Annotated in this window: 12 protein-coding genes; 4 read left to right on the top strand and 8 right to left on the bottom strand. The window is 71.5% G+C overall.

All coding sequences use genetic code 11. From position 1 onward, the window contains the following. Nucleotides 1-118 precede the first annotated feature (118 nt). A complete protein-coding gene (gene dnaG / locus Z052_RS13430) occupies nt 119-1,765 on the top strand; it encodes a DNA primase DnaG (protein ID WP_094521419.1) in 1,647 nt (548 codons plus the stop codon). 360 nt (nt 1,766-2,125) lie between these two features. On the opposite strand, the gene Z052_RS13425 is transcribed toward dnaG, so the two are convergent. The 8 genes from Z052_RS13425 to Z052_RS13395 form a co-directional block, all read right to left on the bottom strand. After that, entirely contained in the window at nt 2,126-3,217 is a 1,092-nt protein-coding gene (locus Z052_RS13425) for an A24 family peptidase (RefSeq protein ID WP_049930356.1), read from the bottom strand. Nucleotides 3,218-3,279: 62 nt separating this feature from the next. Beyond that, a complete protein-coding gene (locus tag Z052_RS13420) occupies nt 3,280-4,557 on the bottom strand; it encodes a DUF6498-containing protein (RefSeq protein ID WP_094521420.1) in 1,278 nt (425 codons plus the stop codon). An 80-nt stretch (nt 4,558-4,637) separates the two neighbouring features. Then, complete coding sequence (locus Z052_RS13415) at nt 4,638-4,850, bottom strand: hypothetical protein (protein ID WP_049930351.1); 213 nt, start codon at nt 4,848-4,850, stop codon at nt 4,638-4,640. Next, nucleotides 4,847-5,911: a GNAT family N-acetyltransferase gene (locus Z052_RS13410; RefSeq protein ID WP_094521421.1), complete on the bottom strand. Its 1,065-nt coding sequence runs from the start codon at nt 5,909-5,911 to the stop codon at nt 4,847-4,849. Before Z052_RS13410 ends, Z052_RS13415 begins: the two co-directional genes overlap by 4 nt. Then, a complete protein-coding gene (gene gatD / locus Z052_RS13405; RefSeq protein ID WP_094521422.1) occupies nt 5,908-7,227 on the bottom strand; it encodes a Glu-tRNA(Gln) amidotransferase subunit GatD in 1,320 nt (439 codons plus the stop codon). Before gatD ends, Z052_RS13410 begins: the two co-directional genes overlap by 4 nt. Nucleotides 7,228-7,358: 131 nt before the next feature. Beyond that, entirely contained in the window at nt 7,359-7,634 is a 276-nt protein-coding gene (locus Z052_RS13400) for a PadR family transcriptional regulator (protein ID WP_004597247.1), read from the bottom strand. A gap of 485 nt (nt 7,635-8,119) precedes the next feature. Next, nucleotides 8,120-8,266, bottom strand: a complete 147-nt coding sequence (locus Z052_RS20565; RefSeq protein ID WP_167373080.1) for a hypothetical protein — start codon at nt 8,264-8,266, stop codon at nt 8,120-8,122. 117 nt (nt 8,267-8,383) lie between these two features. Beyond that, nucleotides 8,384-8,608, bottom strand: a complete 225-nt coding sequence (locus Z052_RS13395) for a hypothetical protein (protein ID WP_094521423.1) — start codon at nt 8,606-8,608, stop codon at nt 8,384-8,386. A 313-nt stretch (nt 8,609-8,921) separates the two neighbouring features. On the opposite strand from Z052_RS13395, the gene priS reads away from it, so the two are divergent. From priS to Z052_RS13380, 3 genes are all read left to right on the top strand, one after another. Then, nucleotides 8,922-10,085, top strand: a complete 1,164-nt coding sequence (gene priS / locus Z052_RS13390) for a DNA primase small subunit PriS (protein ID WP_094521424.1) — start codon at nt 8,922-8,924, stop codon at nt 10,083-10,085. 10 nt (nt 10,086-10,095) lie between these two features. Further along, nucleotides 10,096-11,211, top strand: coding sequence for a hypothetical protein (locus Z052_RS13385; protein WP_094521425.1), 1,116 nt, complete (start codon nt 10,096-10,098; stop codon nt 11,209-11,211). 105 nt (nt 11,212-11,316) lie between these two features. Beyond that, nucleotides 11,317-12,567: an MBL fold metallo-hydrolase gene (locus tag Z052_RS13380; RefSeq protein WP_094521426.1), complete on the top strand. Its 1,251-nt coding sequence runs from the start codon at nt 11,317-11,319 to the stop codon at nt 12,565-12,567. The last annotated feature ends 25 nt before the right edge of the window (nt 12,568-12,592 follow it).

Genomic DNA, 12,592 nt, shown 5'->3' with positions numbered 1-12,592 from the left:
TCGGAGAGAAATTTTCTTCGATAACTGTTGCCGGAGGGACGTGGCGATAGCTATTTTCCGCGAGGAGCGCAACGATACACGGACGGGCGCTACCGCCCGCTATCACCATTCACCACTCATGAAAGACACAGAGAAATACCTGATACACGCCACCATCGCGGCCGACGGCGTCGTCGAGCGGAGCGACGTCGTCGGGGCGGTGTTCGGCCAGACGGAGGGGCTGCTCGGCGACGAGCTGGACCTCCGGGACCTCCAGGAGTCCTCGCGCGTGGGTCGGATCGACGTCTCCGTCGAGTCCGAGAACGGCCAGTCGTTCGGCGAGGTCACCGTCGCGTCGAGCCTGGACAAGGTCGAGACCGCGATCCTGGCCGCCGCGCTGGAGACGATCGATCGCATCGGCCCCTGTCACGCCTCCGTCGAGGTGACGAGCATCGAGGACGTACGGGCGGCCAAGCGCCGCGAGGTCGTCGAGCGCGCAAAGGAGCTGATCGCGGGCGGCTTCGAGGAGACGAGCCTCGCGAGCAGCGACGTGTTAGACGAGGTGCGCGACGCCGCCCGCGTCGAGGGCATCGTCGACTACGAGGGGCTCCCGGCCGGGCCGCGCGTCGGCGACTCAGACGCCGTCATCGTCGTCGAGGGCCGCGCCGACGTGCTCACGCTGCTCGACTGCGGGATCAAGAACGCCGTCGCGGTCGAGGGGACGAACGTCCCCGAGGCGGTCGCCGAGCTGACCGCCGACCGGACCGTCACCGCGTTCCTCGACGGCGACCGCGGCGGGGAGCTCATCCTCCGCGAGCTCGCGCAGGTGGGCGACGTGGACTACGTCGCGTTCGCGCCGCCCGGCGAGTCCGTCGAGGACCTCGACCGCGACGCCGTCTTCGAGGCGCTCCGCGGGAAGGTCCCGTACGCGAGCCTCGCGGACGCCGGCGATCTCCGAGCGGCCGCCGGCGACGAGGATCCCGAGGACGGCGACGGGGCGTCCGTCAGCGACGGGACGACTACCGACGACGTGGCACCCGACGACGACGGTCCCGAGTCGGCCGCGCGCGTCGGCGACGGCGGCGCGGTGCCGAGCGGTTCCGCGGGCGGCGACGCGGTCGACCCGTCGCCCGAATCGACCGATCCGCCGACTGCCGGGTCAACGACCGAATCGCGCGACGCGACGGACGCCGACGCCGAAATCGCCGGAACGAGCGGCGCGTCCGCCTCCGGTGGCGAAGTAGAACCGGCGGATTCGGCGTCAACTCCCGAAGAAGCCGGCGGTACCGACACCGTCGCGGACGACGCCGCCGGAGAGACCGACGAGGTGTCCGGAGGCGACGCGACCGCGGACGAGATGGCTAGCGACAACGCGACCGCGGACGAGATGGCTAGCGACAACGCGACCGCGGACGAGGAACCTTCGGACGGCGCGACCGCGAACGAGGAACCGACGGACGGCGCGACCGGCGAGCACGACGAACCGCGGTCGATCGCGGCGCACGTCGACGAGGTCGTCGACGGCGAGACCGGCCGCGCCCGGCTCCTCGGCGACGAGTTCGGCGTCGTCGATGAGGTCGACGCGGGAGACGCGTTCGACGCGGTGGAGGGGGCCGAGCCCGCGCCGCGAGCCGTCGTTGTCGACGGCACCGTCGACCAGCGGCTGCTCGACGTGGCGGCCCAGCGCGGGGTCGGCGACCTCGTCGGCCGCGACCTCGGGGAGTTCGTGAAGCGCCCGGTCGGAACGCGGGTACTGACGGCGGCCGCCCTCCGCGCTGGGAGCTAGCGAGACGGGGAGGTCGTCGTTGATCGCTTACGGATCGTCGATCGCCGATCGGCGGTGAAAACCGCTAAAGTCGCAGCTGCTCGCCGATAAAAGAGCGATTGGCGATCGGCGGCGAACGACTCCAAAGCCCCAGCCGCGATTCCCGCGAGCGAAGCGAGCGGGAATCGCGACTGCCCCTTTGAGTCTCACCCGACCGCACGGCAACCGCACCTCACGCCTCCCCGGCCTCGTCGCTGGCGCCCTCCGCTTCGCTCCGGGGCCAGTGACTCCCTCGCGCGTGCGACTCGCGGCCTGCGGCCGCTCGTCGGCACACGCCGCCGCACCGCTCATATGTTTATAAATGGCGTCGTCAGTGTCGGCTCACACCAGCCCGAGCGCGCCCAGCGCCGCGAACAGCGCGTCGCCGTACGTCAGCGAGGCGACGAGTCCGACCGCCATCGGGACGACGAACGGCATCCCGGGCGAGACCAGCACGCGGTCCTCGCGGGCGACGACGTCGAGGCCCTCGCGGAGCGTCGCGGCGTCGGTGCCGTACGCGCCGTGATCGATCTCGTCTAGGAACCGCTCTGCCGCCCACGGGTCGTCGGACTCGCGGTCGGCGTCGCTGTCGGTCTCCGCGTCGGCCGCATGCCCGCCGTCCGGGGCCGCGTCGTCAACTGCCCGTCCTCCGTCGGTGGGCGCGTCGTCAACTGCGCGCCCCCCGTCGGTAGGCGCGTCGTCAACTGCGCGCCCCCCGTCGGTCCGCGGACCGACGTGGGTCCCGCCGTCGGTCGGGGCGAACGTCTCGCCGACCGAGGCGGGGTCGCGGAGGTCGTCGGGGTCGGCCCGCACGTCGGCGAGCGTGCGGCCGCGCCACCGGAGATACATCCGGAGCGCGTCGAGATCGAGGCCGTTCCGGGTCGGCCCGTCGGGGTCCTCGAACAGCCGCCCGTGCCGGTCAGGCAGCGAGTCGGTCGCGACCGGTCGCGCGAAGAACATGAGCCGCGAGGCCTCGCCGCGGACGAGGTTGAAGACGGCGAGGCCGACCGGGTACGCGAGCCCGAGGAGGACGGTGTTCGTGAGGATCGTCAGCGAGAACACGCCGAGCTGGGTGTCGACGAGCGGGAGCGTGACCCCGGCGAGGTCGTACGCCGGGAACGTCGGGAAGAGCACCGCGAGCGCGATCATCGCCTTGGCGTCGGCGCCGCCGAACGCCCCGAGGTACCAGAACGCGTAGCCCAGCGGCGCGACGAAAAGCAGACTGATCGCGACTCGCACTAGGAATCGCATCTCCACGAACCCCCCGAGAGGCCAGATCGTCACAATCTCCCAGACCAGAAGCAGCGCGCCGAACAGGTACAGCGGCGGCCACAGCCTGTTCGGGAGGCGCCGGGTCCGGACGTCCCGGATCGCCGCCCACGCGAACACGGGGACAACGACGAGTCGGAGGAGGTCCGGCAGCGTCGCGACCATGTCTCCACGGGCGAGACGGGACCAATTAGGCGTTCGGGTTCGCGTATCGATATCGATAGCCGTCAGCCGTCCGGCCGGTCCGGCCGCCGATCGAACACGTCGAGGACAGGCTCCGGGTCGTCGAGGCCCGGGATCCGGTACTCGTCGTCGCGCAGTTCGATCACGACGGTCTCGGTCCCGAGCCGCCGGTCGAGCCGCCGGCGCTCCACCCGCAGATCCGTCTCGTCCCACGGCTCGACGCGCCACATCGTCGCGCCGGACAGGCGGTCGCGCGCGACGAGCGCGCCGTCGCCGGCGCGGTACTCGACGAGCCCGTGCCGGAGTTCGTGGTCGAGCGCGGCGAGCGCGAGCGGGACCGCGAGCGCGGCCGCGAGGAGGAGGGCGACGGTCCCCCAGTCGCCGCCGAACGCGAACAGGAGGCCGAGGAGCGCGAGGCCCCCGCCGATGTACCAGAGCCCCGGGTGGCCGAGCGGCGTCGTCAGCGCCCCGGCGAGACGAGCGCGGCGGGGCTGGCGGACCGTCTCGGTCGGCTCCGCGAGCGATCCGTCGACCGGCTCGGCCGCGGGCGGGTCGTAGGAGAGCCCCAGATCGAGCGACGACGACTCGTCGAACGCGGCCAGTCGGTCGCCGTACAGGCTCGCGAGGTCGAAAGCGAACTTCACCGCGACGATGCCGAGCAGGAGGGGAATCCCGATCGCGTCCGGATCGATCGCAGAGATCGGCGTGTCCTCCTCCAGCGTTCCCGCGCCGACGATCGTGACGGTGAACAGCGCGCCGAAGAAGATCGCCGCGCCCTGAGCGAACACGCCTTGGATCGCGGTCTGCGCGCTGTGATCCCGGTGCTCGCCGCGACCGAAGTACTCGACGAGCGTCGTGACCCCCTCGCCGATGAAGAGGGCGAGCGTCGCGAGCGCGACCGTGTCGACCACGGTCGAGACGGTCCCCTCCTCGACGACGACGCCGACCGTGAGCGTGCCGACGACCAGCCAGACGACCGCGAGGATCGGCGCGGCGACGGGGAGGACGAGCAGCGACGAGAGCCGGACCTGAACGCCGGTCCGCGGGATCGACAGGGCGACCCGTCGCTGTGCGAGCGGGCCGATGAGCAGCCCGTCGCGTTCTATCTCGGACGGGCGTCCGGCGAACAGCGCGCGGACGAGCGCCCACCCGGAGGCGATCCCGAGTTCGAACCAGTACAGCGTCATCAGCGCGGCCGCGTTCCAGCCGAGCGAGACCACGCCGACGAGCGGGAGCAGGTTCGCGAGCGCGACCGAGAGGACTCGGGGACGACGGCCGCGGGCCAGCGCGCGCAACCCGTCGGGCGGGCGAGAGGAGGGCATCCGTCGGTCGTTCCGGGTCGGCGTACATAAGCGGCCGGGGGTTCGGCGGGGGGCTCGGACCGGTGCCGCGCGCGACCGATTCAGCGCGCCGGACCGGCGTCGCGGTGGAGATAGAGGTACGCCAGCACCGGAACGATCGTGAAGAGGAGCGTCGAGGCGGCCCAAACGACCGCGTAGCGGCTCCCGCGCGCCCTCGCGTCGCGGTAGATCCACACCGCGGCGGCGACGACGACGCCGTAGATCACGAGCGTGAGCGGCAGCGACCACGGGAGAGCGAGACCGAAGAGGGTCATCCGTCTCCACCGGTGAGGTCGGCGCACATGACGAAGTCCGGCTCCGCCGCGACCGGCACGCGGTTCGCGCCGGTGTCGCTGACGTGCTCGACCGTCTCGGGGATCAGCACGCGAGCGCGGTCGGCGTCCGCCGCCGCGGCGTCGGCGGCGATCGCGTCGTACAGCGCGCCCGCCGCGTCGACGTCGCGCCACGCGGCGACGCCGTAGACCGCGGTCCGCGTGGGCTCGCCGTCGACCTCGCGCTCCGTCACGCGGGTCCGGACGGCGAAGCCCGCGAGCGCGTCGGCGTCGGCGACCGCGAGCAGTCGGTCCTCGGCGGCCGCTGTCGCGAGCTCGTCGCGGGTGAGCCGCGAGCAGGCCCACGACTCGTCCGGGTCGAGCGCGAGGCCGCGCAGGCGGTCGCGGGCGGCGCTGTCGCTCCAGAACGCCCACGCCGCGTTCGGGTCGGGGTCGGGGAGACGGTCGAGACCGGCGGCGTCGCGGTCGATTGCGTCCGGGTCGGGCGCCGGCTCCGCGAACCGGAACTCCGTCGCGGGGTCGAAGCCGACCGCGCGCGACTGGCCGAGTCCCATGACGTTCCACGAGAACACCATGTTGCGGCAGACGGTCGCGCCGCGTCCGCGCGCCCAGTCGAGCACCGCCTCCGAGAGGGCGGTCCCGACGCCGTGGCCGCGTGCGGCGGGGTCGACGCGGATCCCCTGTCCCCACGCCTCCCACTCGCTGAGGAGCGCGCCCTGGATACAGCCGACGACCGCCTCGGGGTCGCCCGCGTCGGCGGCGCCGTCGCCGTCGCCCGTGACGTGCGTGTCGCCCGCGTCTCTGCCGTCGAGGTCGCCCACGTCGGCGGCGTCCGGGGGGAGCGTCGCCACGAAGGTGCCGCGGTCCGGGTCGTCGGACGCGGCCCACTCCGGGAACACGCGAGGGATGTAGTCCTCGTGGCGCTCGCCCCACGTGTCGCGGGTGAACGCCGCGACCGCGTCGGCGTCGGCCGGGCGCGCCTCGCGGACGACGACGGTCGGCGCTGCGTCGGCCTCGTCGGCGTCGTCGGCTGCCTCGCTCATCGCCAGGGCCGCGACTCCTCTGTCAGCTCGCCCGCGAGGTCACGCGTCATCGCGTCGGCGGGGTCCGCGCGGTTCGCGAGCGCCCACATCAGCTTCACCTTCGCGGTTCCGGGGAGGGTGTCGCCCGCCTCGACGACGCCGGCGTCCAGCAGGTCGCGGCCGGTGTCGTACACGCGGTCGCAGACCCGACCTTCGAGGCACTGGCTCGTCATCGCGACGACAGTCCCGCCCTCGACCAGCTCCTCGATCCGCGGGATGAGGTCGGTGTGGACGTGGCCGAGCCCGGTGCCCTCGATCACGACGCCGTCCTTGTCGTCGAGGTACGCCCACGCGGCCGGGTCCATTCCGGGCGTGAACTTCACCAGCTCCACGTCGCCGTCGAGGTAGGGCTCAAGCGCGATCGCGTCGCCGTCGGCCGCGTCGCTCCCGTCGGTTCCGCCCCGCGAGCGCGGCTCGCGGTTCCACTCGATCGCAGCGTCGGCCGCGTCACCGTCGGCGCCCCCCTCCGCGGCGCGCTCGTAGTCGATCAGCCCGAGGGGCGCGGCGCCGACCGTCTCGAAGGCGTCCCGGCGGGAGGTGTGGTTCTTGCGGACGCGCGTGCCGCGGTGGAGCGCGCAGGCGTCGTCGGAGGGGTCGGCGTGCATACAGACGAGGGTCTCGCTATGCTCGGCCTTCGCGGCCTCGACGGCGCACACCGCGTTCATCACGTTGTCCGACGAGGGCCGGTCCGCGGAGCGCTGGCTCCCCGTGAACACGACCGGGACGGGCGAGTCGATCATAAAGGATAGCGCGGACGCGGAGTACTGCATCGTGTCGGTGCCGTGCATCACGACGACGCCGTCGGCGCCGGCCTCGATCTCCTCGGCGACCGCGTCGGCGAGGTCGCGCCAGATGGACGGCTCCATGTTCTCCGAGAGGATGTTCGCGACGACGCGCCCGCGGTAGTTCGCGCGTCCGGCGAGTTCTGGGACGGCGCGGAGGACGTCCTCGGCGTCGAACTGCGCGGTGACGGCGCCGGTCCGGTAGTCGACGGTGGAGGCGATCGTCCCGCCGGTGGAGATGAGCGAGACGGTGGGGAGGTCCTCGTCGAAGGTGATCTCGGAGGTGGCGTCGGCTTCGTCGTCGGTCTCGGCCGCAGGGTCGACCTCGCGGGCGGCGGAGTCCAGCACCTCGACATCGGCCGCCTCGCGGTCGATGCCGACGTTGTAGCCGCCGTCCAGCTTGACGACGAGGTGGTCGCGCGTCGTGGAGGGGAGCAGTACGCCCTCGTTGGTGACGCCCCCGCGCTCGACGCGGACGCGATCTCCCGGTTGCATACGCTCCGCTTCCGCCGGGGCGGACTTGAATCCAACCGTTCGAGGCGGCGCGACGGGAGCATCGCAAAGACGGCGAGGAAGAAGAGAGGCCGACGGCTATCGATCGAGTGCGGGAGCGGCGGGCGGCCGGGTCAGTGCTCGATGTACTCGGCTTCCCAGTCGGTCCGGGCCTCGATCTCGCGGCGGCCGCGGCGGGTCAGCGTGTAGTAGTTGGTGCGGCGGTCGCGCTGGCCCTTCTCGACGAGCCCCTTCTCGACGAGCGTGTCGAGGTTCGGGTAGAGGCGGCCGTGGTGGATCTCCTTTTCGTAGTACTCTTCGAGTTCCTCCTTGATGGCCAGCCCGTGCGGCTCGTCGAGCCCCGCGATCACGTAGAGCAGGTCTCGCTGAAAACCTGTGAGGTCATACATACGACTGCTTAGACATATTATCCGAAAATAAATAAATATACCGTTACATCTGTCCTCATACGACCAGCCGGCGGCACCTACGCCTCCGTAACCGACGGGTTCGTTCTGTCAACTCCGTAACTGTCATCCGAAATAGAGCGGGTATTCGGCGATGGGAAGTCGTTACGGTTACCTGATACGTGCCCGGAACCCGCGGCTCACAGGAACGACTGGCTGTCGGAGTAGGGCGCCGATCGGAGAGAAACCGAGCGGCTCCGATCGGGCGCGACGAGACGGAGGCGAGGCGCGATCGGATCAGGGCGTGCGAGGCGCTATCGAAGCAGGATATGCCGGACGCTGTCGGATTAGCGCTCGAAGAAGGCACGCCCGACGCGGAAAAAAGCCGCGTCGAGCCTGCCGATTGGTCCCCGCTGACGCTTCGGCCCTCCAGACGAAGCGTCACCTGACGATAGCAGGTAGAGCGTAATAAACGTGTTGTACGCCGCTCACATGTGTTCTTCTTCTAACACCCAGCCGAGCGCGCGCTTGTAGTGCGCGAACAGCTCCTCGACGCCGCGGTGGTTCATCTCTTCGTCGTCCAACTGCTCGCGCAGGAACTCGTACTGCTCTCTGATCTCCTCTTCCGAACGCATACCACTCGGTACGGAGCGGTCCCGGATAGTGTTGTGGCCGGAAGGGTGTCGAGCGGTTGACGGGGCGCCGTCGCCGAGACTCTCGCGACTGACTGAGGGCTCACCGGATCCGGAGGGTCATCGATACCACCAGACGACCACGCCGACCACGAGGAGTGCGCCGACGGCGGTCAGTACCCCGCCGAACCGCGGTGACCACCCGACCGTCGCCACGCTGAGGAGCGTCGCCACGCCGAGCATCGCCGTCAGGAGACCGGTCACCAGAAATATCGCGCCCAACACGACATCGGGGACCAGCTTTGCGACCTCGTCGATGAGCAGGTCGAGTGTCTCGTCGAGCATGGGGGCCGGCCGTGTTCGGCCGACGACGGTGCCGGACTAAATGCTGTCGACGGTCAGTGACGAGGAGAGGGCCTGAGGCCAAATCACGGCCGCCTGGTTACACATATGGATCGTAGTTCGACAGAGGACACCGCAAATTCCCAGCCGCGGGGCCGCGCCCGTACCGCGCAGCGCCCCACGCCTCCCCAGCCTCGCGGCTCGCGCTCTTCGAGCGCTCGTCGCCACGCGCCGCCGCGTCTTTTCGATGAGTGCTGTCGCGGACACCGGCGAACGGTAACGTTGATACGTCGACCGCGGGTACGAGAGGAGACGAATGGACGACCGGACTCGCGAGTACCTCCGGGGGCGGTTCGGCGACTACTACCGGTCGGTGTCGCTGTCGCTCCCCCCCGACGCGAACCTCCGCGAGTGGGGGCACATCCCGTGGACCCCCGGGTCGGGGACGACGATGGTCCGTCACCAGTCGCTGTACGACCTCGGCGACGTGGACACCTTCTTCGCCGACAACGCGCCCCGGCACGCCTACTTCTCGGCCGCGCGCTACGACGACCCCGGAGCGACGACGATGGGGCAGAAGGGGTGGCGGAACGCCGACCTCGTCTTCGACCTGGACGCCGACCACCTCCCCGGCGTCGACCCCGAGACCACCTCCTACCCGGAGATGCTGGCGGCGTGTAAGGACGCGCTCGTGCGGCTGCTGGACTTCATCGACGACGACTTCGCGTTCGAAGACGTGACGGTCGTCTTCTCCGGTGGGCGGGGCTACCACGTCCACGTCCGAGACGAGAGCGTGCGGGAGTTGGACAGCGAGGCGCGCCGCGAGATCGTCGACTACGTGCGCGCCATCGACCTCGACAGCGACGGACTGATCCGGACGGTCTCCGACCGGGGGACAACGAAGCGCGTCCTCCGCACCGAGGGCGGGTGGGGCGCGCGCGTTCACGACGCGCTGGTCGAGTACGCCGACGACCTCCGCGAGATGGGCGACGAGGCCGCGCGCGAGCGCCTCATGGAACTCGACGGGATCGGCGAGGGGCGCGCGGAGACGATCCTCGGCGCGTTTGACCGGAACCCGACCGCCGTGCGCGAGGGCAACGTGGAGGCCGGCGGGCCGGGCGTCCGCCGGCTCGTCTCCGCGCTCGCCGCGCGCGTCGCCGCGACCGACGCCGCGCCGATCGACGAGCCGGTGACGACCGATACCCGGCGGCTCATCCGGCTCCCGGGGACGCTCCACGGCGGCTCCGCGCTCGTCGTCACGCCGCTCGACCGCGACGAGCTTGCCGACTTCGACCCGCTCCGGGACGCGGTTCCGGACCGGTTCGTCGGCCGCGAGATCCGGATCGAGACGGACGCGGATCGGACGGTAGAATTAAACGGCGAGCGCGTCAGAGTTGAATCCGGTAGAAACACCGTGCCCGAGTTCGCGGGAGCCTTCCTGATGGCCCGCGGCGAGGCGCGGAAAGCTCCCGAACGATGACCGACGACAAATGAACCTCGACGAACTCCGATCCGCGCAGGCGAAGGAGCGCCGGAAGGACAGCCTCCAGCACCTGCGGGACTCGTTTTACGACGACGTGGGCGCGTACGTCGCGGACCTGCGCGCCGCGCGCGACCGCCGCGCCGAGCAGGTCGAGAACCCGTTCTCCGACGACGATGTCCGACGGCTCTCCGACGAGGTGGAGACCGCGGAGGAGGTCGCCGAGGCGCTCTACGAGCGCCGGGTCGGGAAGGTCGTCAAGCTCGCCTCCTTCGCCGCGGCCGACATGTCCGTCGACGAGGAGGGAATGACGGCCGAGGAGCGGCGGCTGTTCGACGACCTCGTCGAGCGCATCAGCGCGAACAAGTCAGCGGTGCTCGATGTGCTCGCGGGCGAGTCGCCGGTCCCGGACGAGTCCGCGACCGCGGACAGCGACGACCGGCTGCTCGGGGCCGAGGAGGGGTCCTCGGCCCCCGAAGCGAGGACGCCGGACCCGAGTCGGGCAGACACCGACTCACCCGACGGTGGCCCCGAGCCGTCGGACGCGGACGCGGCTCCCGCCGACCCGGAACCCGAGCCGTCGGACGCCGCTACGGCGTCGGGCGACGCCGGCGCCCTCGCCGGCGCGATGGGCGGCGACGGGGGAGACTCCTCCGCCGACGCCGAGCCGGAGCCGAACGAGGACCGCCCGGCGCCCGACCCCGAGTCCGCGTCCAACGGCGGCGAGGGTCCGACGCCGGTGCCCCCCGAACCGGCGCCTCCGGGAGCGGTCGGGGCCGACGACGCGGCCGACGCCGACGACACGATCGGCGACAGCGGCACGGTCCCGGGCGATCGCCCCGCGGGAGACACGGACGAGGGGGCCGACCCCGGCGCGACGACGGACGGGGGAGCGATCCCCGAGTCGCCGGCAGGGGGCGGATCGGACGCGGCTGCGGAGCCGGGTGCCGGTTCGAAGCCTGACCGGCCCACCGAGCGAGCCACGGTGCGGATCACCCGCGACGTGGGAGCGATCTTCGGCGTCGACGAGCGGGAGTACGAGCTCGCGAGCGAGGACGTGGTCTCACTGCCCGTCGAGAACGTCGATCCGCTCGTCCAGCGCGACGCCGCCGAGCGGATCGACTGACCGCGGTCGGCGAGGTCGGTCGCCCGAGTGAGTGACTCACTGCGGTCGACAGCGCCGCTCGACCGACCGACGGACACTAACGCCAGCGGCCGCTACGGTCCCTCGATGGAGATCGAGTTCCTCGGCGGCGCCCGCGAGGTGGGGCGGAGCGCCCTCCTCGTCGACGACGCGCTGCTCGTGGACTACGGACTGATGACCGCGGAGCCGCCGCAGTACCCGGTTCGCGATCCCGAGCCCGACGCGGTCGTCGTCTCGCACGGACACCTCGACCACGTCGGTGCGGTCCCCGCGCTGCTGAAGGGCGACCGCCGCCCGCCGATCCACTGGACGCCGCCGACCGGGGAGCTCGCGCGGACGCTCGCCGAGGACACGCTGAAGCTCCACGGGAACAGCCCGCTGTGCCCGTTCGGGGCCGAGCACGTCGCGCGGTTGGGCGAAGTGGAGGTGCGACACGGCTACGGCGACCCCTTCCCGGTCGCGGGCGGGATCGACGGCGGCGGCTACGAGGTGACGCTGTTCTCGGCCGGGCACATTCCGGGCTCGGCGCACGTCCTCGTCGACGACGGAGACACTCGGCTGCTGTACACCGGCGACTTCCACACCGACGACCAGCGGCTGGTCGCGGGGACGACGGCGCGCCCCGACGCCGACGCGGTGATCTGTGAGTCCACCTACGCGGACGTGACGCACGAGGACCGCGCCGCGGTGGAGTCGGGGTGGGCCGAGCGCGTCGAGCGGGCCCTCTGGGAGGGCGGCACCGTCGTCGCGCCCGCGTTCGCCATCGGCCGGACGCAGGAGATGCTCCTCGTCGCGGCCGCGAACGACCTCACGCCGTACGTGGACGGGATGGGCGTCGGGGTGACGGAAACGCTCCGGCGGTACCCGTCGTTCCTCCGTGACGCCGACGCGTTCGGGGAGGCGGTCGGGCAGGCGCGCGTCGTCACGGGCCGCGACGGCCAGCGGAAGCGGGTCGCCGCCGAGAGCGCGCTGGTCGTCACCACCTCCGGGATGCTCGCGGGCGGCCCGGTCCAGACGTACCTCCCGGAGATCAGGACGAGCCCGACGAACCTCGTGACGCTCACGGGGTACCAGGTGGAGGGGACGCCCGGCCGCGAGCTACAGGAGCGCGGGCGGTTGGAGCTGAACGGGCAGGTCAGGCTCGTGAGCGCGCGCGTGGAGTCGTACGACTTCTCCGCGCACGCCGACCGCGAGGGGCTGGAGTCGTTCCTCGAGTCGTATCGAGGGGCGCGCGTGCTGGTGAACCACGGCGACCGCTGCGAGGCGTTCGCGGCGGAGCTGCGGGCGGACGGCTTCGAGGCGAGCGCGCCCGAGATCGGCGAGCGGATCGAGCTGTAGGCGGGCCGGGCCGTGTGCGGGTCGG

The sequence above is a fragment of the Halorubrum sp. C191 genome (assembly GCF_002727095.1).
Taxonomy (GTDB): Archaea; Halobacteriota; Halobacteria; order Halobacteriales; family Haloferacaceae; genus Halorubrum; species Halorubrum ezzemoulense.
The sequence above is the reverse complement of the archived record's forward strand: the minus strand, read 5'-3'. Positions and strand labels throughout refer to the sequence as shown.